The organism is Streptomyces sp. Tu6071 (assembly GCF_000213055.1).
GTDB classification, from domain to species: Bacteria; Actinomycetota; Actinomycetes; order Streptomycetales; family Streptomycetaceae; genus Streptomyces; species Streptomyces evansiae.
This window is the reverse complement of record NZ_CM001165.1, coordinates 3,556,945-3,583,272: the sequence shown is the minus strand read 5'-3', so window position 1 is coordinate 3,583,272 and position 26,328 is coordinate 3,556,945. Positions and strand designations below refer to the sequence as shown.

The window sequence follows — 26,328 nt, the reverse complement described above, 5'->3', positions numbered from 1 at the left end:
ACTCGCCACATGTCCGTTTAGCCGCTGGTGGTGGCCGTAAAGGATCATCGGCAACGGCTTGGAATCACCCCTCCGGGTCTATTAACGTTCGATAACGCAGCGCGGTCGTCCCAGTCGGCGAGAGCGTCGGCTCCGCGCGCGTGCGCCGAATCCCGCGAGGGAACCGGGGAACCACTCTTCCGGGGTGAATCGGGTGCCCGTACGGGTGCCCGTAGGAGACCTTCCTGCTCCGAACCCGTCAGCTAACCCGGTAGGCGAGAAGGAAGGAAAGGAGAGTCGCCTTCGTGGCGTCCAACCCGCCTGCCCCCGGCCCGAGCGCCTTCCCCACCGGCATGCTCACCCCCGGCGGTTCGCTGCCGGCCCAGCCCCCGGCCCCCATCTCCGGCGCGCCCTACGGGTCCGCCGTCCCCACCCAGTCGTACGGGTCCGTCCCCGCGCAGCCCTACGGGTCCGCCCCGGCGCAGTCGTACGGTTCCGCCCAGTCGTACGGGTCCGCCCCGCGCCTGCCGTACGGGACCGACGCCGCCCCCGCCGCGTACGCGCCCCCCGCGGGTCACGCCGCCCCGGTGGACGTCTACCCGGGCTCCGTCGGATTCGGCGCGTACGGGAGCGGTGCTCCCGAGGCGGGCGGCGAGTGGAACCCGACAGAGGAATCGCTCGGGTCCGTGCGCGGCCGGCACCGGGTCGCCAAGCAGCGCGGCGGACTCGCCCGCAGCTCGACCGTGCTCGGAGTCGGGGTGCTCGCTGCGGTCGGCGCGGGCGGTATCGCCTCGGCGCAGGAGAAGCCGCCGGTGAAGCTCTCGCTGCCGGAGAAGGTCACGGAGGTGACCGGGCAGCTCAAGCAGGTGCTGCCGGACGCCGAGTCGCTCCCCGGCATCGGCTCGCTCGTCGCCGACGCCAAGGGCGACACGCCCGAACAGCTCGCCGCCAACCCCGCCGCCGCGCCGCTCACCAACGCCGGGCTCAGCGACACCGACCGCGAGCAGGGCGCCACCGACGCGGGCGAGGCGCTGCGCGCCCGCATCCTCGCGCAGGCCGAGAATCAGGCCGACAGCGCGGACCGTACGGCCCGCGAACAGGCCGAGGCGGTCGCGGCGCAGGCCGCCGCCGACCACGCCGCGCAGGCGCAGAAGAAGGCCGCGGACGAGCAGGAGAAGAAGGAAGCGGCGGCGAAGGCCAGGGCGGAGGCCGAGGCGAAGGCGAAGGCGGAGGCGAAGCGCCTCGCGGAACTCGCCCGCAGCTACACCCTCCCCGTCGCCTCCTACACCCTCACCTCGCACTTCGGCGACGGTGGCTCGATGTGGTCCTCCGGGCACCACACGGGGCTCGACTTCGCCGCGCCGACCGGCACGCCGCTCAAGGCGATCCACTCGGCGACCGTCCAGGAGGCGGGCTGGTCCGGCGCGTACGGCTACCGCACCGTGCTCCTTCTCGACGACGGTACGGAGCTGTGGTACTGCCACCAGTCCTCGATCTCGGTGAGCGTGGGGCAGAAGGTGACGACCGGTGAGGTCATCGGTCGCGTCGGTGCGACCGGCAACGTGACAGGCCCTCACCTCCACTTGGAGGTCCACCCGGCGGGCGGCGCGGCGGTCGACCCGCTCCCGTGGCTCCAGGACCACGGCCAGCAGCCCTGAGCCGGCCCGCGCGGGAGGGGTGACCGCGCGAGAGGGGTGACCGCGCGGGAGAGGTGACCGCGCGGGAGAGGTGACCGCGCGGCGGAAGAGTCCGCACGCAAGAAGTTTCAGCGTGGCGGAAGTGTCCGCGTCCGTGCGGATACCTCCGCCGCGCGGACTCCGCTGCGACGCAGACCCGTCCCACCGCAGCCGACGCCCTGCCGCCGCGCGGTCACCGCTTCCCCCGCCCCAGCGATTCCCCCCGCCGGGAATTTTCTGACCGCCTCAGGAGTTGGTTGTCCTCATGACTTCTCTCCGCCCCCTCGGTGCCTCCGACATCGAGGTCTTCCCCCTCGCCCTCGGTGGCAACGTCTTCGGCTGGACGGCCGACCGCGACACCTCCTTCGCCGTCCTCGACGGCTACACGCAGGCGGGCGGCAACTTCGTCGACACCGCCGATGCCTACAGCCAATGGGCGCCGGGCAACGAGGGCGGAGTGTCGGAGCGCATCATCGGCGAGTGGATGAAGGCGCGCGGCAACCGCTCCGACGTCGTCGTCGCGACCAAGGGCGGCGCGCTGTCCACGCGCAAGGGCCTGCGCGCCGACACGGTCAAGGCGGCTGTCGAGGACTCCCTGCGCCGCCTCCAGAGCGACTACATCGACCTCTACTACACGCACTACGACGACGAGTCGGTCGAGGTCGGGGAGTTCCTGACGGTGCTCGACGAACTGGTCGGGGCGGGCAAGATCCGCGCCATCGCCGCCTCGAACATCTCCCCGGAGCGGCTTCAGGAGGCGCTGGACTTCTCCGACCGCGAGGGGATCGCGAAGTACGTCGCGCTCCAGCCGCAGTACAACCTCGTCTCGCGCGACACGTACGAGGGCAGGCTCCAGGACATCGCCGGGCGCGGCGGGCTCGCGGCCGTCCCGTACTACGGCCTCGCGGCCGGCTTCCTGACGGGCAAGTACCGCCCCGGCACCACCGTCGACAGCGCCCGCGCGCAGGGCGCGGGCAAGCACCTCGAAACGGAGCGGGGCCGCAAGGTGCTCGTCGCGCTCGACGAGGTCGCCGAGGCGCACGGCGCCGAGATCGCCACCGTCGCGCTCGCCTGGCTGGCCGCGCGACCGACCGTCGTCGCGCCGATCGCCAGCGCCCGCACCCCCGAGCAGCTCAAGGCGCTCGTTGCCCTCGCCGACCTGACCCTCACCCAGGGCGAGGTGGACAAGCTCACGGCGGCCTCCGCCTGAGGCCCCGCCCCCGCTACTCCCGTGGTGGCGCCCACGGATCGTGGCGCGCGTCCTCCCCGGTCGGCTGTAGCCCCGTCCCCGTCGGAATCCCGGCGGGGACGGCCGCGTACGGGGGCTGTCCCGGGACGCACGGGGCCGGGCCGCCGTAGCCGTACGGGGCCGGACGCCCGCCGTGGCCGTGGGGGGCCGGGCTCCCGCCGTAGCCGTACGGGGCCGGGCTCCCGCCGTACGGGGCTTTGGCCCGGCCGTGCGGCGGCGGTGCCCCGTGCCCGTGCCCGAACCCGTGCCCGTAGCCGGGGCCCTGCCCGTACCCGCGTGGCGGGGCGGGTGGCCACCCGGCCGGAGGGGCGTACCAGCCCCCGGGGGCCGCCGCGTCGGCCGGTTGGGCGGGGAGGAGGTGCGGGGCGCGGGGCGGGGCGAGGCGCCAGGAGTGGGCGAAGGCGGGCCGGGCGAGGGCGCGGTCCCGCCACAGGTGGTCGAGGAGCGCGCGCTCGCGGTGCGCGAAGTCGGGGGTGCGACGGCCGCGTTCGGCGTCGGAGCGCAGCAGCGCGAGGCGTGTTGCGGCGGCGGCGTACAGGCGCAGGCGGCGCGCGTCGGCACGTATCCCGTGGTACGAGGCGAACTCGGCGGCGATGCGGCGCGAGCGCAGCGAGCCGAGCGCGAGGGGTTCGTACGGGGAGAGCCAGCCCGCGAGGGCGTACCGGGGCAGCGTCTCGCGCACCGTGCGCAGTTCGCGCTGCCGGTGCCACAGCACGAGCCACACGGTGAAGCCGAGCGCCGGGATCATGATCGTCACGTACACGAGCGGGAAGCCGAGCGGGCCGAGGACCGTCGAGCCGTTCCACGCCGCGTGCATGCCCATCGCGAGCAGCAGGCCCGCGACGGGGAGCAGGACGCGGCCCACGCGGCGCCGGCTCAGCAGCGCGAGGCCCACGCCGAGGCCCGTCATGCAGGTGAAGAGCGGGTGCGCGAAGGGCGAGAAGACCGCACGGATGAAGAACGTGGCGACCGTGATGGCGGCCCCTGTGCCCTCGTCGCGGTCGGAGCCGAACGCCTTGGCGAGGTAGAGGATGTTCTCGGTGAAGGCGAAGCCCGTCGCCGTGAGGCCCGTGAGGACCACCGCGTCGACGGGCCCGCGTATGAGACGACCGCGGAAGACCAGGACGAGCAGGAGTGCCGTGGCCTTCGCGCTCTCCTCGACGACGGGCGCGACCGCGAACGCGGCGAGCGTGTTCGGATCGACCGGGTGGGCCCAGGCGTCGGCCAGCCACACCGCGACGAAGCTGTTCGCGACGAGCGCGATGAGCGCTCCCGCGCAGGCTCCCCAGGCGAGCACGAAGGCGTGCGTGCCCCAGGGCAGGGGGTGCGCGCGGCCCAGCCAGCGGAACGCGAGCACCACGGCGGGCGCGGGCAGTACCGCGAGGCCGAGGCCCACGAGGAACGCCTCGGTCCCCGTCTCCTCCCGCACGAGCCCCAGCATCACGAGGCCGCACAGCGCGAGCAGCACGGCGAGGCCGGTGAGACGCGCGCCCCGGCGGCGCCACCAGCGCGGCCGTCGCGGCGTCAGAAGCCCCTGCGGTGCGGGCGGGGCAGACGGAGAGTTCACGCCTCCGACCTTAACGACCCGCACCGACAGCCGAACGCGGAACGCGTGTTCGTCCTCGGGAGGCACCGGCGGCGGCTGCGCGCCGGCCGACACCACGGCGGCCGACCGCGGCCACGGCGAGGCACCCGGGGCTCACCCCTCCTCGGGCGCGGCCCCCACCCGCTCGGGCTCCGCCACCTCGTACCCGTTCCGCCGGAAGAGCAGGTCGTGCACCACGTGGCCCTTCCGCAGGCCCTGGCCTTCGAACCGCGTCTCGGGCCGGAAGGCGGGGCGCTCGGCGAAGCCGTCGCCCGGGGCCGTGTTGTCGAAGGCCGGGTGGGCGCTCAGCACCTCCAGCATGTGCTCCGCGTACGGCTCCCAGTCGGTCGCGCAGTGCAGCACGCCGCCCTCCGCCACGCGGCTCGCCGCCAGGTCGAGGAAGTGCGGCTGGATGATGCGCCGCTTGTGGTGCCGGGTCTTGGGCCAGGGATCGGGGAAGTAGACCCGTACCCCCGCGAGCGAGGCGGCGGGCAGCATGTCGCGGAGCAGGACGACGGCGTCGCCGTTCGCGACCCGTACGTTCTCCAGGCCGCTCGCGGCGGCGAGACCGAGCAGCTGCCCCTGCCCCGGGGTGTGCACGTCGACGGCGAGGATGCCCGTCGTGGGATCGGCGGCGGCCATCCTCGCCGTCGTCTCGCCCATGCCGAAGCCGATCTCCAAAACGACGGGCAGCCCTTCGAAGAGCGTCTTGAGGTCGAGGACCTCACGCCCGTCGACGTCCAGGCCCCAGCGCGACCAGTGCTGCCGCAGGTGTTCGGCCTGCGCGGTGGTCACGCGGCTGCGGCGCGGCGTGAAGCTCTTGATACGGCGCTCACCCAGCGCGCGCGAAGGATCGGCGGCGGGGCCCACGCCCTCGACGAACATCCGCCCCTGCGCCCGGGTACGGGGCGGCAGGGCCTCGGCGCCGGGGCGCGTGGCGGGCTCGGTGGTCGGCGTGGCGGACTCGGCGGCCGTGGGGCTCGCGGTCGGCGCGGGGGTGGTGGGGTGCTCGGACACAATGCCGTCGATTCTACGGAACCGGGGCGGCGGACGGAGGCGGGCGGCGAGGCGGGCGGAAGGGCGCGGCAGTGTGATTGTCCACAGCCTGTGGATAACCGCACGCCTTCGCGCCCTGCGTACGCCCTCCCTCTCGCCCACCGCCCTCTCCGCGCCGCACTCCCTCGCGCTCACCGCACGCCTTCGCGCCCTCTACGCGCTTCGAGCGCCTGGTGGTGGCGCGGGGCGGGCGGTGGGAGCGGGCGGCGGAGGTGGGAGCGGAGTGACGGAAGCGGGGCGGCGGAAGTGGGGTGGGGCGACCGTACGGGCCGAGCCGCCCGCGCGCCCGGAGCCACCCCGTACGGCCGGGCCCCGGCCCCGTACCGCCGGGCCGCCCCGTACCGCCGGCCCCGCCCCGTGCCGCCGCCCCGCCCCGTACCTCCCCGTCCCCCTACGCCGGTGCCACCAGCAGCGGTTTCGCGCGCTCCCGCAGTTCGGCGACGCGTGGCTCGTCCCCGTACGGCTCCAGCTTCCGGAGCAGGTCCTTCACGTACTCCTTCGTCCGCGCGGAGGAGATCCGCCCGGCGACCTCGACCGCCCGTGAACCCTGCTCGCACGCCGCGTCGAGGTTCCCGGACTCCAGCTCGGCGACCGCCGAGACCACGAGCCGCAGGCCGTGCGAGCGCACGTACTCCTCCGTCGGCCGCGACAGCGCCTGCTCCGTGAAGCGGCGCACCTGGCGCGGATGCTTGAGGTCGCGGTAGCACTCGGCGGCGTCCGCGGCGAAACGGTCCTCGCCGTAGAAGCCGAGCCATGCCGGGTCCTCGTCGCCGGGCCGCGCCCGCTCCAGCCAGCTCTCCGCCGCCCGCAGCGCCGCCGAGGCCGCCGGGGCGTCCTTGGCCCGCGCGTGCGCACGCGCCTCGACGAGCCGGAAGAAGCTCATGGTGCGCGCGGTCGCGAGCCCCCGGTTCCGCTCGGCGGCGGCCTGCGCGAGATCGACGCCCTCGTCCCCGAAGCCCCGGTACGTGGCCTGGAGCGACATCGTCGCGAGCACGTACCCGCCCAGCGGCACATCCGCCGCCGCACGCGCGAGCCGCAGCGCCTGGATGTAGTAGCGCTGCGCCGCCTCCTGCTGCCCCGTGTCGAAGGCCATCCAGCCCGCGAGCCGGGTCAGCTCGGCGGTCGCGCCGAAGAGCGCGCGCCCGACGTCGTCGGAGTACGCGCCGAGCAGGAGTGGTGCCGCCTCGACCCGCAGGCATTCCGGCACCATCGACGAACGCCAGTCGCCGCCCCCGTACTTGGAGTCCCAGCGCCGCGCGTCCTCGGCGGCCTCGCGCAGCTTGCGCACATCGCTGTGCCCGACGCGGAACGCCGTGCCGCCCCCTTCTCCCGGCCCCGCCGCGGCGGGCTCGCGCGCCACCGAACCGTCCGCCGGGGATATGAGCCAGCGCGAAGCCGGCGTGGCGTAGGCGCTCACCGAAAAAGACCCGGCGAGCGACTGCCAGATGCCTCCCCCGGCGCGACGCCCGGCGAGGTCGAGCCGGTACAGCTCGGTCGCCGATTTCACGGCCCTGCCGACATCGCGCGGGAAGGTGAGGCCCACCTCCGGCGTCGGGTCGGCGTCGGCGAGGCCGATCTCGTGCAGCGGGACCGGTCGGCCCAGCTTCTGCCCGATGGCCGCCGCGATGAGGTGCGGGGCGGCGCCCTGCGGCACCATCCCCTTCGACACCCAGCGCGCCACCGAGGTCTTGTCATAACGCAGGGTCAGCCCCCGCTGCTGACCGAGGTCGTTCACACGCCGCGCAAGCCCCGCGTTGCTGATGCCCGCGAGGGCGAGGACGGCACCGAGTTTCTCGTTCGGTCCGCGTTGCTCCCTGGACATGCGCCACCCCTCGACACAGACGCCCGCCGCTCCGGCATAACCGTGCGGCATTGGTAAACCCAGCGTAGTTCTTCGCATCCCAAGCGTTAAGAGCGGCGGTTCCGGATGGCGAGATTGTTGCCGCTCCCCGTGGCCGGGCGCGCCTCGCCGCCGGGCCTCGACGACGCTCGTGCCCCGCCCCCGGCCGGACCCCCGACGCGGCGCCGCCCGCAGCGCCGGGCAGCGCCTTTCCCGCGCCACGGGCCCCGGCGCCGAACCCCGCCGCCCCACCCGCAGCGCCCTGCCGGCCCCTCCGCCGCCGGTCACGGTCTGTTGACGCCGTCCTCCTCCGCCCACCCCGCCGCCGCCCGCCCGCCGCCACATCCGGAGGGCGATCCCCCGCGTCCCCACCGCCCCCCGCGCGCCGCCTCGCCCGGGGTGGCCCGGGGTTGGCGGCCCACAGGCCGAGTTGGTCGCCACCCGGGGGTGGCGGGGGCCTGGCGCGGGGGAGCGGGGCGGGGGAGTGGGACGGGGGGAGGGCGAGGGGGGGCGAGGTTGATGGGGTGTGGGGTGGGGGTGAGGTGTGGGGCTGGGGGTGGGGAGACGGGGTCGGGTGGGGGTGGGGGGAGCGGTGAGGTGGGGGAGGAGGGGGTGAGCGGAGGGGGCTTCGGGGCGGGGGATTGGGTGGGGCTGGGCTGGGGGTGGGGGATTTCGGTGTGCAGGCGGGGCTTCGGTACGGGGTGGGCTGGGGCCGGGGGCGCTGGCTCGGTACGGGGGCGGGTGCCGTCCGGACGGGGGCGAGCTGCCTGCTGGAGTGGGTTCGCCGCGTGCCGGACTGAGGGCGGGTCGGGGACGGGGCGCGGGGTGCCGGGCTGAGGGTTGGCGGGGCTGAGAGCGGGCCGGGGCACCTGTGCGGTCAGGGTGCGGGCGGGGCTGCTGCGTTGGCCGGGCTTGGCCTGCGGTCGTTGTGGCCCTGGCTGGGGGACTGGCGGATGGGGGGCCTCCGGCTGGGCCGGTGGGCAGTGGGCGGTGGGCGGGGGCTCCAGGCTGTGGGCGGGCCTCCGTCCGCCCCTGCCGCCGCCCCCTGCTCCGGCCCCTTCGCCGCACGCTCCGCACATGGCACCGTGCGCCCGGCCGTGCGCTCTCCACACGGCCCGTACCAGCGGCTTTATTGGTGGGGCGTGGGTCGGCCCGCTGAGAGTGACGCAGTGGGCCGGGGGAGACCGCCGTCCTCATCCCCGCGGACGGCGGACCGGTCCGGGAGGTGAACGGCGCCTCCCGGACCGCGCGCGTTTCAGGAACCGCGCGCATTTCACGAGCACGCCCGGCCGCCGCCGCCCGGGACTTCACGAGGGGCGCCGACGGGCTGGAAGGCGGGGTGGCGGGGAGGCGGGGGCGGGGAGGCGGGGTCGGCGCGAGGGCCGACGCGAGGGCCGACGCAAGGCGAGAGGGCGGACGCGAGGCTGTACGAGTTCGGATACGTGTGGGGCGGCCCGAGCCCGCGCGGCCCCGTACGAGCGCCCGCCGCCTGGTGCCAGCGTGGCCCCGCCTTCACGTGAGGCGGACGGTGCCCTCGAGTGAGTGCGGCCTCCGTGCGACCAGGCTCTGCCGATGCCTTCGGCAACAACCTCGTCGTCCCGCGGCCTCCTACGAGCGAGGCATCGCCTTCAAGCGAAGGCGACCCGGCTCGCGCGAGCCGGGTCGGGGTCAGGCGCCGACTGCGCGCGGCAACCGGAGCGAAAGCAGTACGGGCCAACGTGGCCCCCGCCCCGTACACCGGCAGCCCTGCCTCATACCGCCTCCGCCCCGCCTCTCACCCTGGCACATGCCGCTGGCCTGCCCACCGCGACCGGTTCCCGCCCCCGCCGAAACGATCCGCCCACGCCCCCGGCACCCCACCCGGCGTACCGCGCCTCCTCTCCTCGCGGTATCCCCCGCCCCCCACCCCGCCGTAACTCCTCCCGGCCCCGCCCTCCGCCACCGCCCGAACCAACTCGCCAGCACCTTGCCAACTCCACCCAACCGCGCCTTCCTCGCACCAACTTCACCCAGGAATCCGCCAGGCCCGCATCCCGGCCGAGCCTTTACAGGCCGAAGGTGGGCGTTCCGCTTGCGGTCCGCAACGACCTGGTGGCCCGCACCGGAACTTCCGCACCCGGGCTGGCGACCGCTTGGTAACGGGTGGGCGGCGGATGCGGAGCGCCAAGGCCGACAGGTGCTTCGGGGCGTGCGGCAGGCGTGTGTGAAGGCGTGCGGTGACGGCCGGTTCCGGTGGCCGCCCAGGTGCGCGATGCCGGGACCCGGGCCAAGCGCCCCGGGAAGGAGACCCGCCCCACACCGTACGAAGAGGTACGAAGGAGGAGTACGCACCCCGCCCCGCCCCCACTGGGAAACGCCCCGAACCCCTGCCGGAGAGCGCCACGCCCGCCCCCGTACTCGCCATGCCCCGAACCGTAATTGGCCGAATTCCTTCGGTCCCCGCCACGCGCCGGGCTCTTCCGCCGCCCCGTCGATCCGTGACGCGTGGGACACCCGGGCCCACTGTGGCGCACGTTGCCCACCGGGTCGCCGCCTTCCCGTACCCCACGCCCCCGGCACGCCGCCCCGTCGACCACCTCCCATCACTGTCGCAACGCCCCCGCCCCGTCACCCGACCCGTCGCCACGGCCGGTCACCGTCCCGAGTCACGCTCCACGCCCTGGCCAGAACTCATCGACACAGCACGCGGGTTCGCTTCGCGGCGCCCCGGCGTGGGGTCGGCGTACGGCCAAATGGCTTGTGCCGGGGGCGCATTCACCCGGCGCATGTGCCCGTCCGCAGGTGAGCCCATCACCCCTGCCCGGCGCGGACAGGCAGGCCGCGACGCGCGACCAGCACCCCCCGGAGTAGGGCTTCTTCGTGGCAGCATGGGCGGAAGCGGGGGGACTTTCCGGCGGAACTCCCCTGCGCGACTGGGTTGTCCACAGCCTGTGGAGGCGACGATGCGCTGGTTGGTGGGGTGGAGCAGCACCGCGGCCCGGCGCCGCTCACCCGGCCCTGCGGCGTACGCACCGCCGGGCCCGCCCACCGGTTCCGTCGCAGCCCACGACACCGCCTTCGGCAGCGCGGGAGCCGAGCACGGCTACGGCGACCCCTACGGCTTCGACCAGTACGGCAGCCGCGGCGGCGCCGCCGAGCACGGCCGCGGCCGCACCCACGACCCGGCCCCCGGCCACGGCACCTCCTACGCCAGGGACCACACCGCCGCCGAGGACTACGCCGAGGACACCATCCAGCCCGTCGGCGCCCAACTCCTCTGGGGCGACCCGGACCCGCTGTGGGCAGTCGGCGACTGGCGTCCCGACGAACTCCGCGTCGTACGCGCCGACGCCGAGACCCGTATCGCCGTCCTCGGCACCTGCGCCGCCACCGACGCCCAACTGCGCGCCGCGCTCTACTCCGCGAAAGGTGGTGCGCTGCGCCACCTCACCGCGTGGGCGGGCAGCTACACGGCGGTCGTCCAGGTCGGCCGCCGCACCATGGTCGTCGGCGACCTCGCGGGCGCCCGCCCCGTCTTCCACACCCCGTGGGCGGGCGGCACCGCCTTCGCCACCGCCGCACTCCCGCTCGCGGACCTCATCGAGGCCAACCTCGACATCGGCTACCTCGCCGCACTCCTCGCCGCCCCCGATGTACCCGAAGCTCTCCAGGACGCCACCCCGTACGCAGGGGTCCACCGTGTCCCCCCGGGCCACGCCCTGATCATGCGCGCGGGCGTCCCGGAGATCGCCGGGTACGAACAGATGACCTCGCTCGCCGTCTCCGCCGCTCCCGTGGCCGCCGACAGCGCCGTCGAGGCGGTGCGCGAAGCACTCGTCGAGGCGGTACGGGTCCGCCTCGCCGCCCCCCGCCACGTCCCCGGCACCGAGGCCGACCAGGGTCCGGTCCCCGGCATGGGCCCCGCCGAGCGCCGCGCAGCGCGCGGGATGCCGCAGCCCGGCATCGGCGCCGACCTCTCCGGCGGCAGCGGCTCCGCGACCCTCGCCCTCCTCGCCGCCGGACTGCCGGGGATGCCCGGCACACTGCTGGGGCAGGGCACCGGCGCGGGCGAACGACTCGTCGCCGTCACCTTCAACGACCTCGTCGTCCCGGGCCGCGAACCCGAAACCGAACGCGCCGCCGCCCTCGCCGCCAACCCGCGCCTGCACCACGTCGTCGTCGCGGGCGGCCCCGACACCCTCCCGTTCGCCGAACTCCGCGTCCCGCTCACCGACGAACCGGGCCCCGCGCTCGTCGCCGCCGGCCGCCACCGCGCCCGGCTCCTCGCGGGCAGCGCCGACCATTTCACCGGACACGGCGCCCGCCAGGTGCTCGACGCCCACCCCGCCCGCCTCGCCGACCTCCTCATGGACCGGCGCAGACGCCACCTCGTCCGCCCGGTCGCCGCACTCACCAAGGCCGAGGGCTCCGTCATGGTCCCCGGCAAGGTCTACGGCGCCGCACGCCGCCTCGCCCGCACTCCCTACCGCGAAGGGCTGGAGGACGCCGCCGACCTCCTGTTGCGCCGCCGCTTCCCCGAGACGACGGATGGCGCCATGGGCGCCTCGCTCGCCGCCCTCGCCTGGGCCCGCCCTGGCCCGGCCGCACGTTGGCTGACCGGCGAGGCGCTCGCCGAAGTATCGGTTCGCCTCCACGAGGCGGCGGCCCGCCCCGGGCCCGGCTCGGGCCGCCGCCCCGGCGACTTCCGCGCCCGCGCCGCCCTCGCCAGACACGCCGCCGACCTGCGCGTACTCGAACAGGCCGCCGAAATCCGTTTTCAGCGACTGCATGCCCCCTTCCTGGACAACCAGGTCGTACGGGCATGCCGCGCCCTCCCCGAAGCGCTGCGGGTACGCCCCGGGGCACGGGCCGGAGTGCTGCGCGCCGTCCTGGAGGGCGCGGGCGTCCACGAACTGCCCCCCGGCTGGGGCACCCCGTCGACTGCCGACCCGTACGCGCCCCTCCGCATCGGCCTGCGCAACCACCTGGACGCCCTCCTCGACGTCTTCCGCACACCACTCCTCGCCGAGGCGGGCCTCATCGAGGCCCGAGTGGTCCGCAAGGCGCTGCGGCAGGCCGCCGAGGGCGTGCCGGTACCACTCGACGGCCTCGCGGAACTCGTCGCGACCGAGCTGTGGCTGCGTCGACTCCTGGAACGGCGAGGCACCTCCTGGACGGGCACGCCTACGCGCCAGCGCGCGGTACCGACTGGCTCGGTGGCTCCGGCACGGGGGGCGGCGGGCGCGCTGGGGGCGGGCCGTGGGGCCGTCAGCGGCTGAACGCACCCTGGTTGCCCTGGGGGCCTGACGGCGGGACCTTCGCGGCCAGCGGCGCGTGCGACCCCGGGGGAAAGGGCCGTGGCACTTACGGCGGCAGCTCGGTCGTTTCCTCTCGTCGTTGGTCTCCTCGCTCTCCCTCCAGGCCGGGCACGGTCCTCAACCTCCGTACAGCCGTTCTTGGTCATCGCGCCCGCGTTCGGTGCTGGGTCACGGTGGTCGGCACCGAGAGCGGCGTCCTGCTGTAGGGGACGCTTACCTCGTCGGGCTTCAAGTCCTCCTCGTCGCCTCCCGCTTGCCTGCGACGTCCTGCGCCGGGCAGGCGTCGTGCATCTGCTGTGGATGGTGGCCGCGCTGTCGGTTCTCGCGAGCCAGTGCACGAGGCGCGGGGATGAGGAGGCCGGTCCCGAGACGACCCCGGCCGGGGGTGACCCCCTTGCCGCCGGCTGGCGCCAGGGCCTGTTGTCCAACCTCCTCGGCCCCAAGATGGCGTGTTCTACGGCGCCATCCTTCCCCCGTTTACGGCGGAGGAATTGCCGCATCTCGCGATGGGCTTGACCCTCACGTGTGTGCACATCACGCTCGGACTCGTGTGGACCGCCAACCTGGCCGGCTGCGCTGGTGAACTCACAGCGCCCACCTCCGTCAGCCCAGGGCACGCGCGCTCTTGGACAGGGTGACAGGAGGTCTCATCGCAGCCCTGGCGATCCGGCCGACGATGAGCGACTGAGCTCGCCCGCGGAAGGGGCCCCGGACGTGGGGCCCGTAACAGCGGACGGCCTCCGGGCACACGAGCCGCCCGGGAGATCCGGAGCGGCCTCGGACGCCCCGGTGCCCGCAGCATAGGCACATGTCCGCGGAGCCCGCTGCCCGCTGCACATCTCCTCACTCGGACGAGTGGCACGATTATTTTCTCGCCCGGAGTTATCCACAGATGTGGGCGGATGGCCGGGGCGGGTGGGTGGACGCGAAAGAATGGATGCAGGGGAGCCCCCCCCCGGGTGGGTGGGGGTCTGCCCGCACGCACCTCGCGCCCCCACACCCCGCGCCCCCACACCCCTCCCCGCCACACCGCCCCGAACATTCGTTCCCGCCCCCACCCCTCGTGGACAATGGCCAGGTGAAGTACCGCATCCTCGGTGCCACCGAGACCCACGCCCCCGACGGCACGCCCGTGCCGCTCGGCGGTGCCAGGCTGCGCTCGCTGCTCGCCGCGCTCGCGCTGCGCCCCGGCCGTGAGGTGACCGCGGGCACCCTCGTGGACGAGGTGTGGGGCGGCGAGCCACCCCGGGATGCCACCGCCGCGCTGCAGGCGCTCGTCGGGCGGCTGCGCAAAGCCCTCGGGCACGAGGCGCTCGCCTCGGGGCCGGGCGGCTACCGGCTCGTAGCGGAGCGGGGTGACGTCGACCTGTACCGGTTCGAGGACCTGCTCGGCGAGGGCTCTGCCGCGCTCGACGCGCACTCCTACACGAAGGCCGCGGAAGTCCTGCGCAGCGCGCTCGGGCTCTGGCGCGGCCCCGCGCTCGCCGACCTGCCCGAGGCCGCGGCGGAGGCCCGCCACGCGGAGGACCTGCGGCACACCGCCATACGCCGTAGGGTCGAGGCCGACCTGGGGGCGGGGCGCGCCGCCGCACTCGTACCCGAGCTGCGCGGGCTGACCGCGGCCCACCCGTACGACGAACGCCTTCACGGCCTTCTGCTAAGCGCCCTGCGCGCGGACGGCAGGCCCGCCGATGCCCTCGCCGCGTACGAGGACCTCCGCCGCACCCTCGCCGAACACCTCGGCACCGACCCCGGCCACGAACTCCGTGCCCTCCACGCGGAACTCCTGCGCGAGACCACAGGCCCCGCCCCGGCGCCCGCCGCGACCCCACTCCCCGAGAGCCCTGCCCCCACCACCGGCATCCGCCGCAGGCTGACCTCCTTCGTCGGACGCGCCCGGGAGATCGAGAGCATCCGCGCCGCCCTGCGCACATCCCGCCTCGTCACGCTCACCGGCCCCGGCGGCTCGGGAAAGACCCGCCTCGCCGAAGAAGCCGCGCTCGGCTACCCGTACGGAAATATGCCCGCCCCGGACGAAGCCCCTCACCCCCTCCAGGACGAAGCCCCTCGCCCCCACCCGGGCCCAGCTCCTCACCCCGTCCCGCACGCGGCCCTCCGCCCCACCCCCGCCGCAGCCCCCCACCCCACCCCCGCCGCAGCCCCCCACCCCACCGCCGACGAAGCCCCACCGCCGGGCACCACCCTCCCCCCGCCCGGAGGCACCACCCCGCCCCTTCACCCTCACCCGCACATCCGCATGGCGGAACTTGCCCCCCTCGACCGCCCCGAAGACGTCCCCGCCGCCGTCGTCAGCGCGCTCGGCGTGCGCGAGACGGTGTTGCGCACAGCCCCCGAGCGGCCCGTGGCCACCGCCGACCCCGTCGAACTGCTCGTCGAGTACTGCGCGGGCCGCGAACTGCTGCTCGTCCTGGACAACTGCGAGCACGTCATCGAGGCCGCCGCGCGCCTCGCCGAGACCCTCCTCACACGCTGTCCCGGCTTCACCGTGCTCGCCACGAGCCGCGAACCCCTCGGTGTTCCCGGCGAGGCCGTGCGGCCCGTCGATCCGCTGCCCGCCGCCGAGGCGGTCCGGCTCTTCGGCGAACGCGGCGCCGCCGTGCGACCCGGTTTCACCGTCGCCGAGGACGCGGACGCCGTCGCCGAGATCTGCCGCCGTCTGGACGGCCTGCCCCTCGCGATCGAACTGGCCGCGGCACGCCTGCGTCTCCTCGGTCCGCGCCAGCTCGCCGACCGGCTCGACGACCGTTTCCGGCTCCTGACCGCCGGGAGCCGTACCGTGCTGCCCCGCCAGCAGACCCTCCGCGCCGTCGTCGACTGGTCCTGGGACCTCCTCGACGAGGAAGAGCGCGACGCCCTGCGCGAACTGTCCGTCTTCGCCGGCGGCTGGGACCTCGCCGCCGCCGAGGCCGTCTGCGCAGGGCCCGCCGACCTCCTCGTCGGCGCGCTCGTCGACAAGTCACTCGTCGTCGCGAGCCCGGAGCCGGACGGTACGGGCATGCGCTTCCGCATGCTGGAGACGATCCACGAGTACGCGGTCGAACGTGCCGCCGAGGACGCGGACCGCGCCCTCGCCGCCGGGCGCCGCCACACCGCCTACTACCGCGCGCTCGTCACCACCGCCGAACCTCTCATTCGTTCGGGTGAACAACTGCCCTGGATCGCCCGCCTGGAGACCGAACTCGACAACATCCGCGCCGCTCTCGCCCGCGCTCTCGCCGCGGGCGAGGAGGAGGACGCCGTCGCGCTCGTCCTCGGCTGCGGCTGGTTCTGGTGGCTGCGCAACCACCGCATCGAGGGCGCCGAGTGGGCCGAGCGCACCATGGTGCTCGCCGGTGGAGTCCCCGCGGCGGTCGGTGACCTGCACGTCCGCCACAGACGCGCCGAGGGCGGTACGGGCCGGTCGGCGCCCACAGAGCCGGGCCCCGGCGTCCCACCGGGCGACGCCCGTTACTGGCCCCGCCTCCACCTGCGCATGCTGCACCTCTTCCTCTCCTCCGAGACCGATCCGGACCACGAGAACCTGACCCCGGCCGCACGCGCCTACGTGACCGGGCTGCGCGACCTCTTCTCCGAGGCCGACGCGCCCGAGGCCACCGTCTTCCCCGGGCTCCTCGCGGCCTTCGCCCCCTTCTTCCTCGACACGGCCGAGGACGCCTACCCGCTCATCGACGGCGCCGTCGACCGCTGCCGCCGCCTCGGCGCGGAGTGGGAACTCGCCACGGCCCTCATGTTCCGCGTCCACATCACCGTCGACGCCCCGCGCGAGAACGCCGACGCCCAGGCCGACCTCGGCGAACTCCGGCACCTCTGCGCCCGTACCGGCGACCGCTGGCTCGGCGCGCAGGTGGCCAGCGCCCGCGCGGAACTCGCGATGGCACAGGGGCGGTACGAGGACGCGCGCGCCGAGTGCGAGGAGGCACTGCACCTCGCCCAGGAGGTCGGCGCCTTCGCCGAGACGCCGTTCCTCCTCGCGCGCCTCGCCGAGATCGCCCACCACTCCGGCGACCGCCCCCGGGCCGAGGCGCACATGGTGCGCGCCGCCGCCGTCGCCGACGAGACCGCCTCGCTCGACGCGCACGCCTTCCTGATCCTGCTCCGCGCCCGCATGGCCCTGGAGGACGGCGCACCGCACGAGGCCGAGGCCATGTGCGCACAGCTCAGGGTCGTCAACGGCAGAACAGGCGGCCCGCCCACCTGGATGGCCGCCTTCGCCGATACGGAGATACGGGTGCGGGCAGCCCTCGAAGGCGCCGACGCGGCACTCCCGCAGTGGCGCGAAGCCCTCGCCGCCGCCGTCTCCGCACGCCTCTCCGGCAGCATCACCGCCTCGCTCCTGGAAACCGGCGCCCTCCTCCTCATGGAGACCGGCGATCACACCGCCGCCGTGCACGCCCTCACCATCGCCACGCGACTGCGCGGCCCGCACGCCCGCGGCCCCCACGAAGCGGACCTCGCCGCCCGCGTCACCGCGACCACCCGCGCCGCCCTCGGCCCAGCGGCCCACGCCGAAGCAGTCGCCGGGGCCGCCTCCATCGACCCCGCCGACCTCATCGCCTGAACTGCGAAGCGGCAGCTCGCGGTAACCGCCCTGAGCAGGACACCACAGCGACCTGCGGCCTCATCAGCGCCTCACGAGCTCATTCGCAGGTGAACCGCGACCCCGCCCAGTCCGCCACACCCAACCGTCCCAGGTGTCCCAACGTCCCCCGCGCGTCCCCGATCTCCGGTCCGCCCCCGTCGTCGCCACCCCCGACGGACCCCGCGACGGACCCCGCGACAGGACCCCCCGGCGAGGGCGGCAACGCCGACGGGTCCACCGCCTCCACCACCAGCCGCACCGTCCGCCGCCCCGCGATCCCCACCCGCACGGGGACAGCCGGCTCGCCGCCCCGCAGCACACCCGACCGCCACAGCCGCACCCCGTCGGCCCAGACCGCGAAACGCGCCGCCCCGAGGCCCAGCGCCATGTCGTCGAGCCCCGCGTACGCCTCGTACTTCGCGCACTTGCGGTTGAGGTCGATCGTCGTCTCGGACGGAATGCGCACGCTCACTCCGTGCCCGTACCGCGTCCCCCCGATCGACATCCCGCCGGGTCGCTGCCACACCGGGCTCGCGCTGAGCCGCATCTCCGGTCCCGTGCCGTCCCCGGTGAGCCCGTACGGCAGCGTGCTCCAGCGGTACTCCACCGGTTCGACGGGCGCCTGTGGCGGTGGGGAGGTCGGCGGAGCGGGCGTGGGGGAGGGCCGGGGAGGGGCCGGAGTCGGCGAGGCGGGCGCGGGCCGGTGCGGGCGGGGCGTCGGGCGCACGGGTTCCGGCGTGCGCGGCGGTACGGAGACGTGCGGCGGCGCGCTCGGCTCGGCCGCGACCGGCGCCGGACGGTACGGCGGCGGGGAAGTCGGTACGAGCGGCTGCACCGCGGGCGGCTTCGCGTCCGGGACGGGGGGCTGCTCGGGGTGCCGCTTGCCCTGTTCCTGGGCGGCGAGTACGAGAACGAGCGCGACGGCGGCCGTGGCGACCACGCCCGCAGCGATCCCCGCCTTGACGGGCGCGCCCACCCCTTCCGAGGCCGCCCCGCCGCCACCGACCGCGGCCGCCGAACCTGCCGCCCCGGCTCCCGCCGCGCCCCCGATGAGCGCGAGCGCCTTCCCGTACCCGGCCGCACCGAACCAGCCGATGACCGCCAGCGGCACGAGCCCGGGAATGCCTCCGGCGACCTCTTTGACCTGCGAGGCGGCGAGCCGGCACTCCGCGCACTCCTTCAGGTGCTTGCGCAGCCCCCGCTCGGCGCGGCTGCGCAGGCCCCCGCGCGCGTAGGCGCCGAGGCGGTCCGCGTACGCCGCGCAGCCCTCGCTCGCCGTCCGCGCCGCGCTCACGTGCGCCTGGAGGTATGCCTGCTTGAGGCCCTCGCGCGCCCGGCTCGCGAGGACACGGGTGCCGTTCGCGTCGAGCCCGAAGAGCACCGCGACCTCGCTCGGCGACTCGTCCTCGACCTCCGTGTGCCACAGCACCGCCTGCCAGCGCTCGGGCAGGCTGCGGAAGGCGCGCACCGCCATCGACTGCTCGGCCTCGTGCATCGCGAGCACGTCCGCGCCGAGGTCGACGGTGTCCTCGTCCGTCCCCGAGACACGGGCCGCCTGCGCGGCGAACACCGCGAAGTCATCGACCAGTTGCTCACGCCTGGCCGTCTTCGCCCAGTCGGCGGCGACCCGCCGTACCGTCGTCAGCAGGTAGGCGCGCATCGCGTACTCGGGCCCCGCGCCGTGCCGCAGCGCCGCCAGCGTGCGCGCGAAGACCTCGGCAGTCAGGTCCTCGGCCGTGTCCCGGTCCCGGCAGCAGGTACGGGCGTAGCGCCGCACCCCGTCCGCGTGCCGCCGGTACAGCTCCCCGTACGCCGCCTCGTCCCCGCCGCGCGCCCGGTTCAGCAGGTCGCCGTCCCCGACCGCCGGGTGCCCACCCTGCCGTGGCACGTGTGCCCGCGCCCCGTCCTGCTCCGTACCGCTCTCCCGTGCCCCGCGTCCCTGCCCCGGCACGGTCTCGCGCGCCGGACCCTCGACGCCCTCCGTGCCGGCCCCCGCGTCCCCCGCACCGGTCCGTGGCTCGGACCGGTCCTTCTTGCTCACCGCGAAAACGCCCCCGTACCGACGCGAAGATCCGGACTTCGGCACAGACTCGCACGGACCGGCACGCCGAGGGGAGGGGGCGGAGCGGCCTCCAGCCGTGCGCGTACCGCCCCTGAGCTGCGCGAACACCATTCGTATCGGTCCTCATAGCTCACCCGAACGGATGAACGCGCAAAGCGGCGCGGTGACCCCTGAGGCGGTACCACCGCACGCCGGGACCCACCGCGCCGCCACGCGAGACCCGCTTACTCCAGCGGCCGGCTCCGCAGCCCTTCGAGCAGGATGTCGAGCAACCGCGTCGACGCGGCTGCCTGCTGCTCCGGGTCGGGCAGCGCGGGCGCCGCCGTGGCGATCACGAGAAGGATGTCCGAGACCGTCACGTCCTCACGCAACTCGCCCGCCTTGCGCGCCCGTTCGACGAGGCGTCCCACGACGTCGAGCAGGACTGCCGCCCCGGAGTCCTCGGCGACGGCCGTCGTCCCCGGCCCGTCCCCGAACGCCCCGCGCTGCGCCGGCACCCGCTGCGCGTCGGCAACAGCACCGGCACCCGCCCCCGAAGCACCGCCCGGCCCCGCACCCGCCCCGATCCCCGCACCGCTCGCCGGAACGACCCGCAGCACCTGCGGCGGCAGCAACCGCCCCGCGCCCGAGGCCACCGACATGCGCAGGAACCGCGAGAGCGCGGACCAGGGCTCCTCCTCCTGGCCGAGTGCCGAGCGCGCCTGCTCCGTGAGCCGCGCCGTCTCCTCCTCGGCGATCCGCCGCACCAGCACGTCCTTGCTGGGGAAACGCCGGTACACGGTCCCGACGCCCACCCGCGCGCGCCGCGCCACGTCCTCCATCGGCGCGCCGTACCCCAACTCGCCGAACACCTCACGCGCCGCGCGCAGCACGTGCTCCAGATTCCGCTGCGCGTCCACGCGCAACGGGGCCGTCCGCGAGGCCGCCCGCACCCCGCGCGGCGCCGGGGGCCCGCCCCGGAAGCCCGCCGCCGATCCCGCCGTCACCGCCCCCGGAGTGATCCGTGCCGCCGGCCATTGCGCATCCCGTATCTCCATGCTGTTCCCCCGGTCGTGGGGTCTCCCCCCGGAGACCCCCTCAGCTACGGCCGGAACGTGAGGAACGGTCCGTTTCCCCGGGAGCGCGCCCATGCCGCTCCGGCGACTTACGAACATAGTTGAGTGCCGGGCAATTCAGAAGGGCCCCGTTCCGGACAGAAAACACCCCACGGCAAGCACACGGCGGTCCCCTGCCCCCCACCCCCGGCGACCCCACCCGTACCACCCCCGCCGACCTGCGAGAACACCATTTTTCCCGGCTTCTCGCCAAGCCCATAAGCCTTCTGATTGCCAGTCATATGAATTGCGGGGCCTGTGGACAAACCTGAAGTGCCGTTGCCTCATGGGGTGGTGAAGGAACCCGTGCGCATTCTCGTGATCGGCGGCGGTCACGCCGGTACGTACACCGCGCTGCGCCTGGAGCGCCTGCTGCGCGCCGCCGGGGCGCCCCGCGCGGAGGTCCGGCTCGTCACCCCGGAGCCCTACCTGACCTACCGCCCCCTGCTCGCCGCCGCCGCGGCCGGCACCCTCTCCCCGCGCCACGTCCTCGTCCCGCTCCGCCGCGTCCTGCGCACGACCCGGCTCCTCCTCGGCGAGGCCGTGTCCCTCGACCTCGCCACCCGCACGGCATACGTACGCACCCCTGCCGGACCCGAGGCGGCCCCCGTCCCGTACGACGCCCTCGTCCTCACCCCGGGCACCACCCCCGCGCCCGCGCCGCCCCACGCGCTCGCGCTCCACAGCCTCGCCGACGCGCTCGCGCTGCGCTCCCACGTCCTCGCCCAGCTCGACCTCGCCTCGTCGACCCGCGATCCCGCCGTCCGCGAGGCCGCGCTCTGCTTCGTCTTCCTCGGCGGCGGGTGCGCGGGCGTCGACGCGCTCACCGCCCTGCGCGCCATGGCCGAACGCGCCCTCACGCAGTACCCGGGCCTGCACCGCGACGACCTGCGCTGGGTCCTCGCCGAACCAGGCGAACGCCTGCTGCCCGAGGCCCCGGCGGATGCAGGTACGTACGCGTCGCGCGCCCTGCGCCGCGGCGGCGCCGAGATCCGGCTGGGCGCCGCGCCGCGCACGTACCGCCCCGGCCTTCTCGTCCTCGATGACGGCGACTCGCTCGCCACCCGCACCCTCGTCCACACCCCGAGCGCCGTCCGCGCCCCCGGCGCACCACCCCATCCCCTCCTCACCACCCCCGCGCTCCCACTCACCCCCGACGGCCGCCTGCGCTGCACGCGCGACCTCGCCGTCTCCGGCACCCCGCACACCTGGGCCGCCGGGGATTCCGCCGCCGTCCCCGACCCCGGAACGCCGGGCGCCACCTGCGCCCCGCACGCCGGACACGCCCACGGCCAGGCCCACGTCCTCGCCGACAACCTCCTCGCCACCCTGCGCGGCGAGCCGACACGCCCGTACGACGTGAAGAACGAGGGCCTGTACGTGGCACTCGGGCCGCACGACGGCCTCGCCCGCCTCCACGACCGCACGCTCACCGGACGCCCCGGCGCACTCCTGCTGCGCGCCCACCACCTCAGCCGGCTGCCCACCGCCCGGCGCAAGGGACGCGTCCTCACCGAATGGGCCTTCGCCGCGCTCTTCCCGCGCGAACCCGTCGCCCTCGGAACCCCGGGGACCGAGCCGGGCGAACCGCCCTGAGCCCGGCCCGCAGAGGACCCGCCACGACCAGCCAAGGGACCCGCCCCCACCGCCCGAACCCTCCCGCACCCGACCGGTCGCCCACGAGGCACGACCGGTCCGCACCGTTCCCGGCGCCAGCGCACCACCCCCGCGCACGCCGGATCCCGCACCACCCCGTGAGCGCCCCGCGCAACCCGAAAGCGGGGCCACCCCGCCAGAGCGGAACTCCCTGTGAGCGCCGTCCGTCTGAGGGGTGACGGAGGAGCCCCGACCCGCCCGGCCCCCCGCGCCGCGCCCTGCCCACCCTCCCCGGTGTTCGGTACCTTCACAGGCTCCGGACACCACCGGCCCCCGCACCGGACCGGCACCGTCGCCTGTACCCGGAGCGACGGCCGCCGCCCACCGCACCCGCACGATGTACGACGACCCCGACACCACGAGGCGAGACTCGGTGAACTTCACGCGCTGGAGCGCCCGGCTTCCCGGCACGCAGCGTCGCGCCGCCGCACGGACCGACCGGGGCGCCGTCCCCGCGGCCCGCGCGCGGGAGCACGGCGAAAGCCCGGCGGACAGCGCCCCGGAACCGGCACCCCCGGCCCCCACCGTCGACCGGCTGCCCGCCCGCGAACTCCTGGAGCACGCCCCGGCGCTCACCGCCCTCCTCCACGGCCCGGACCACCGCCTCCTCCACGTCAACGAGGCGTACCGCACCGCCTTCGGCACACCACCGGACGAGGCCACCGGCACCCCGGCGCAGGGAGCCCTCCCCGAACTGGCGGCACTCGGGCTGCTCCCGCTGCTCGACCAGGTCCACCGCTCGGGCCGCCCCCGCACGGTCAAGTCCCGCAAGGCACCGGACGGCCGCAGCTACACCTTCACCTGCGCGCCGGTCTCCGTACCGCCCGCGGCCCCGGACGGACCCGCGGACACCGCGATCCTCCTCTTCGCCACCGACGTCACCGACCACGCCGAAGCCGCCGAACGCCTCCGCGCCAGCGAACGGAGCCAGCGCGAGACCGCCGTCACGCTCCAGCGCTCCCTGCTCCCGCAGGAACTCGAACAGCCCGACGACCTGCGCATCGCCGCCACCTACCAGCCCGGCGGCACCGAAGCGGCGGTCGGCGGCGACTGGTACGACGTGATCACCCTCGGCGGCGGACGCACCGCCCTCGTCATCGGCGACGTCATGGGCCGCGGCGTCCGCGCTGCCGCCGTCATGGGACAGCTCCGCACTGCCGTCCGCGCCTACGCCCGCCTCGACCTGCCCCCGCACGAGGTCCTGCAACTCCTCGACGGACTCGCCGCCGAGATCGACGCGACCCAGATCGCCACCTGCGTCTACGCCGTCCACGACCCCAACGAGGGCCGCCTCGTCTACGCCTCCGCCGGACACCTGCCGATCCTCGTCCGCGACGAGAACGGCGTCATCCACCGCGCCGAGGAACCCACCGGACCCCCGCTCGGCACCGGCGGCTGGCTGCACGCCTCCGGCTCCGTCCCCCTCACCCCCGGTTCCACCGCGGTGCTCTACACCGACGGCCTCGTCGAACGCCGCGACCAGGACATCGACCAGGGCGTCTCCGCCCTCGCCGACGCCCTCGCCGGGGCGAGCGGCAGCCCCCAAGTCATCTGCGACCGCCTCCTGCGCGCCCTCGGCGTCACCGCCACACACGACGACGACGTCGCGGTCCTCGTCGTCGAGCACCCGGCCCGCGACAGCTCCGACGCCGACCTCTTCCGCAACGCGACCCTCGAACTCCTCGGCGGCGTCGAGGCCACTCCCCGCGCCCGCGCCTTCGCCACGGGCGTCCTCAGCAGCTGGCGGTGCCCGCCCGACCTGCACGACATGGGGGTCCTCGCCGCGAGCGAACTCGTCGCGAACTCTCTCCAGCACGGCGCCCCGCCGATGCGCCTTCGTCTGCGCCGCACCGACCGCCGCCTCATCGTCGAGGTCACCGACGGCGACGACCACCTCCCGCGCCGCCGCCGCGCCGAGCCCGCCGACGAGGCCGGCCGCGGCATCGCGATCGTCGCCCACGTCTCCTCGGCCTGGGGCTGCCGCCGCATCCCCGGCGGCGGCAAGGCCGTCTGGTGCGAGTTCGCCCTCCCGGCGAAGCGCACGCCCCACGGTTCCTGAGCGTTCAGGAACCGTGGCGGCTCCGGTACGCGGTCGACTGGTTCCTTCCGGGTCGGCCGCGGCCGGTACGGGTCAGATCCCGGCCGGCGCCGGGTTCTCGCCCGTCGTGCTGGACTCGCGCGCGTCGAGCGGCAGCGGCGCCTCCTCGGCGGCGGGTATCAGCCCGCCCTCGGCCGCCGCACCCATCGCGACGACCCGCGACTTCGCCCCGTACGGCTGGTCCTGCGCCGCCGTGAGCCGGGGCCCGATCCGCAGCGCGAGCACCGTGATGACCAGCGAGAACACCAGGAAGGTCAGGATGTACGGGGTGTGCAGCGAGGCCGCCATCGGGCCCCCGATCGCCGGGCCCAGGGCCAGCGCGAGCTGTTTGACCAGGGCGAACGCCGAGTTGTACTGACCGACCATGCCTTCGGGCGCGAGATCGGCGACGAGTGGCGCCACGGTGGGCGAGAGCATCGACTCGCCGAGCCCGAAGAGCCCGTACGTGGAGATGAACGCGGCGGTCGCCATGGCCTGGCTGCCGTGGCCCAGCCCGGCGAAGCCCGCCACGGCCCAGGCGAAGGCCCAGATGAGCCCCACGAGCGCGATGACACGGCTGCGCCGCCGCCGCTCCACGAGCCTCAGCACGGCGAACTGCGCCACGACGATCACTGCGGTGTTCGCCGCGAGTGCCACACCGAGTGTCGAGGCCGAGACACCGGCCGCGTCCACGCCGTACGCGGCGAGCCCCGAGTCGAACTGTCCGTAGCAGGCGAAGAAGATCACGAAGCCGAGGACGGACAGCTGCACCATGGCCCGGTCCTTGAGCAGCGACCGCATGCCGCGCTTTCCGCCGTCGCCCGCGGGGACGGCCTCGCTGATGCTCCCCGCGTGGGGCAGGCGTGTGCTCGCGGCGATCGCGGCGAGCACGAGGAACATGGCCGCCTCGATCGAGAAGAGCAGGACGAAGCTCGACGGGTCGTGCTCGTCGACGAGCTGGCCGCCGGCGAGCCCGCCTATGCCGAGGCCCAGGTTCTGGAGGAAGAACTGCGTCGCGAAGGAGCGCGTCCTGGTCTGCGGCGTCGAGCACCACACGACCATCGTCGCGAGGGCCGGGGCCATCACCGCCGTACCGGCCCCGAGCAGCGCCGCCGAGGCGAGCGCGGCGACCTCGCTCGTCGAGAAGCCGAGCGCCATCGCGCCCGCGGCCGAGAGCAGCGAGGCGACGACGAGTACGGGGAGCGGTCCGCGCCGGTCGATGGCCCGTCCCACGAACGGAAGCACGACCAACGCGGCCACGGCGAACACGGCGAGCACGAGCCCCGCCGCCCCGGCACCGAGATCCCGTGTCTGCGCCACGTAGACGTAGAGGAACGGAACCGTGAACCCGATGCCGAACGCGCTGAGCGCGCTGCCCACCTGAATCCTGCGCATGGCCATGCCCAGTGCCCTGGTCACCTTCACCTGCCTTAGGTCTCAACACTTCGAAGCTAAAGTTTCGTATTGAAGAGTACATCGTCAAGGACTTCAATGCCAAGCCGGGGCGTGCGATACTCGGCACCATGGGCGATACGACCGGCCCCCCTGAGCCGACACTCGAAGAGCAGATCGCCGCGTACCAGCGCGAATACAGCGATCTCGACCCGCAGGTGGAGCAGATCGTCTCCGCGCTCGGGCGCCTCAACCGCCGCATGAACGTCGCCTACGGTCGGCAGAGCGCGCAGCTGAACATGAGCAACGCGGACTGGGAGGTCGTGAAGGCCCTCGTCCTGTCGGGGCCCCCGTACCAGCTCGGTCCGGGCGACCTCGCGAAGCGGCTCGGTCTCACGCCGGCGGCGATGACCCACCGCATCGACCGGATGGTCGCGGAGGGCCTGGTCACCCGGGACCGGGACGAGCAGAACCGGGTGCGGGTCATCGTCGAGCTGACCGACGAGGGCCGGCAGAAGTGGCTCCGCTCCATGAGCCTCGCGTCCGCCTTCGAGGAGGACCTGCTCCAGGACCTCACGCCCGGAGAGCGGAGCATCCTCGGCGGGATGCTGACCCGTCTCCTGCGCAGGGTCGAGGAGACCCAGCCGGACGCGGGCGGCCGGCTCAGCGATCTCGACTGAGCGGTGGCACGGAGGCGCAAGCCCCGCTGTCACAGGTCCCGTTCCCGGAACCTTGTCTCGCACGGCATGCTCAACGTGGACGGGG

Annotated in this window: 13 protein-coding genes and 1 riboswitch; of the genes, 7 read left to right on the top strand and 6 right to left on the bottom strand. The window is 74.9% G+C overall.

Annotated elements, in window-relative coordinates:
- Positions 1-133: 133 nt before the first annotated feature.
- A riboswitch (cyclic di-AMP (ydaO/yuaA leader) is annotated at positions 134-272 on the top strand.
- Positions 273-284: 12 nt separating this feature from the next.
- Both STTU_RS14705 and STTU_RS14700 read left to right on the top strand, forming a co-directional pair.
- Complete coding sequence (locus tag STTU_RS14705; protein ID WP_199785022.1) at positions 285-1,637, top strand: M23 family metallopeptidase; 1,353 nt, start codon at positions 285-287, stop codon at positions 1,635-1,637.
- A 283-nt stretch (positions 1,638-1,920) separates the two neighbouring features.
- Positions 1,921-2,865, top strand: a complete 945-nt coding sequence (locus tag STTU_RS14700) for an aldo/keto reductase (protein ID WP_043255234.1) — start codon at positions 1,921-1,923, stop codon at positions 2,863-2,865.
- A 13-nt stretch (positions 2,866-2,878) separates the two neighbouring features.
- On the opposite strand, the gene STTU_RS36075 is transcribed toward STTU_RS14700, so the two are convergent.
- The 3 genes from STTU_RS36075 to STTU_RS14685 form a co-directional block, all read right to left on the bottom strand.
- Positions 2,879-4,372 (bottom strand): PrsW family intramembrane metalloprotease, encoded by a 1,494-nt coding sequence (locus STTU_RS36075; RefSeq protein WP_007824186.1) that lies wholly within the window; start codon positions 4,370-4,372, stop codon positions 2,879-2,881.
- A 231-nt stretch (positions 4,373-4,603) separates the two neighbouring features.
- Complete coding sequence (gene trmB / locus STTU_RS14690; protein WP_007824185.1) at positions 4,604-5,506, bottom strand: tRNA (guanosine(46)-N7)-methyltransferase TrmB; 903 nt, start codon at positions 5,504-5,506, stop codon at positions 4,604-4,606.
- 430 nt (positions 5,507-5,936) lie between these two features.
- Positions 5,937-7,367: a hypothetical protein gene (locus tag STTU_RS14685; RefSeq protein WP_007824184.1), complete on the bottom strand. Its 1,431-nt coding sequence runs from the start codon at positions 7,365-7,367 to the stop codon at positions 5,937-5,939.
- A 2,960-nt stretch (positions 7,368-10,327) separates the two neighbouring features.
- Here STTU_RS14685 and STTU_RS14680 point away from each other — a divergent pair.
- Together STTU_RS14680 and STTU_RS35890 are read left to right on the top strand one after the other, a co-directional pair.
- On the top strand, positions 10,328-12,643 hold the full coding sequence (locus STTU_RS14680; RefSeq protein WP_158678794.1) for an asparagine synthase-related protein: 2,316 nt from the start codon (positions 10,328-10,330) through the stop codon (positions 12,641-12,643).
- A gap of 1,117 nt (positions 12,644-13,760) precedes the next feature.
- On the top strand, positions 13,761-17,261 hold the full coding sequence (locus tag STTU_RS35890) for a BTAD domain-containing putative transcriptional regulator (protein WP_052862372.1): 3,501 nt from the start codon (positions 13,761-13,763) through the stop codon (positions 17,259-17,261).
- 79 nt (positions 17,262-17,340) lie between these two features.
- Here the strand turns inward: STTU_RS35890 and STTU_RS14670 are convergent, their stop codons facing one another.
- Complete coding sequence (locus STTU_RS14670; protein WP_043255232.1) at positions 17,341-19,323, bottom strand: sigma-70 family RNA polymerase sigma factor; 1,983 nt, start codon at positions 19,321-19,323, stop codon at positions 17,341-17,343.
- 245 nt (positions 19,324-19,568) lie between these two features.
- Positions 19,569-20,381, bottom strand: a complete 813-nt coding sequence (locus tag STTU_RS14665; RefSeq protein WP_043255231.1) for a TetR/AcrR family transcriptional regulator — start codon at positions 20,379-20,381, stop codon at positions 19,569-19,571.
- 363 nt (positions 20,382-20,744) lie between these two features.
- On the opposite strand from STTU_RS14665, the gene STTU_RS14660 reads away from it, so the two are divergent.
- Together STTU_RS14660 and STTU_RS14655 are read left to right on the top strand one after the other, a co-directional pair.
- A complete protein-coding gene (locus STTU_RS14660; RefSeq protein WP_234019235.1) occupies positions 20,745-22,034 on the top strand; it encodes an NAD(P)/FAD-dependent oxidoreductase in 1,290 nt (429 codons plus the stop codon).
- A gap of 433 nt (positions 22,035-22,467) precedes the next feature.
- Complete coding sequence (locus STTU_RS14655) at positions 22,468-24,153, top strand: ATP-binding SpoIIE family protein phosphatase (protein ID WP_043257405.1); 1,686 nt, start codon at positions 22,468-22,470, stop codon at positions 24,151-24,153.
- Positions 24,154-24,225: 72 nt separating this feature from the next.
- Here STTU_RS14655 and STTU_RS14650 read toward each other — a convergent pair whose 3' ends face one another.
- Positions 24,226-25,572, bottom strand: coding sequence for an MFS transporter (locus STTU_RS14650; RefSeq protein WP_007824170.1), 1,347 nt, complete (start codon positions 25,570-25,572; stop codon positions 24,226-24,228).
- A 122-nt stretch (positions 25,573-25,694) separates the two neighbouring features.
- Between STTU_RS14650 and STTU_RS14645 the strand changes: the two genes are divergently transcribed.
- Positions 25,695-26,243 carry a MarR family winged helix-turn-helix transcriptional regulator gene (locus STTU_RS14645; protein ID WP_007824167.1) on the top strand — a complete coding sequence of 183 codons (549 nt, stop codon included), beginning with the start codon at positions 25,695-25,697 and terminating at the stop codon, positions 26,241-26,243.
- Positions 26,244-26,328 lie beyond the last annotated feature (85 nt).

Coding starts and splice junctions, on each gene's coding strand:
- STTU_RS14680 (WP_158678794.1), top strand. CDS start 10,328: ATGCGCTGGTTGGTGGGGTGGAGCAGCACCGCGGCCCGGCGCCGCTCA.
- STTU_RS14650 (WP_007824170.1), bottom strand. CDS start 25,572: ATGGCCATGCGCAGGATTCAGGTGGGCAGCGCGCTCAGCGCGTTCGGC.
- STTU_RS14645 (WP_007824167.1), top strand. CDS start 25,695: ATGGGCGATACGACCGGCCCCCCTGAGCCGACACTCGAAGAGCAGATC.
- STTU_RS14685 (WP_007824184.1), bottom strand. CDS start 7,367: ATGTCCAGGGAGCAACGCGGACCGAACGAGAAACTCGGTGCCGTCCTC.
- STTU_RS14700 (WP_043255234.1), top strand. CDS start 1,921: ATGACTTCTCTCCGCCCCCTCGGTGCCTCCGACATCGAGGTCTTCCCC.
- STTU_RS14665 (WP_043255231.1), bottom strand. CDS start 20,381: ATGGAGATACGGGATGCGCAATGGCCGGCGGCACGGATCACTCCGGGG.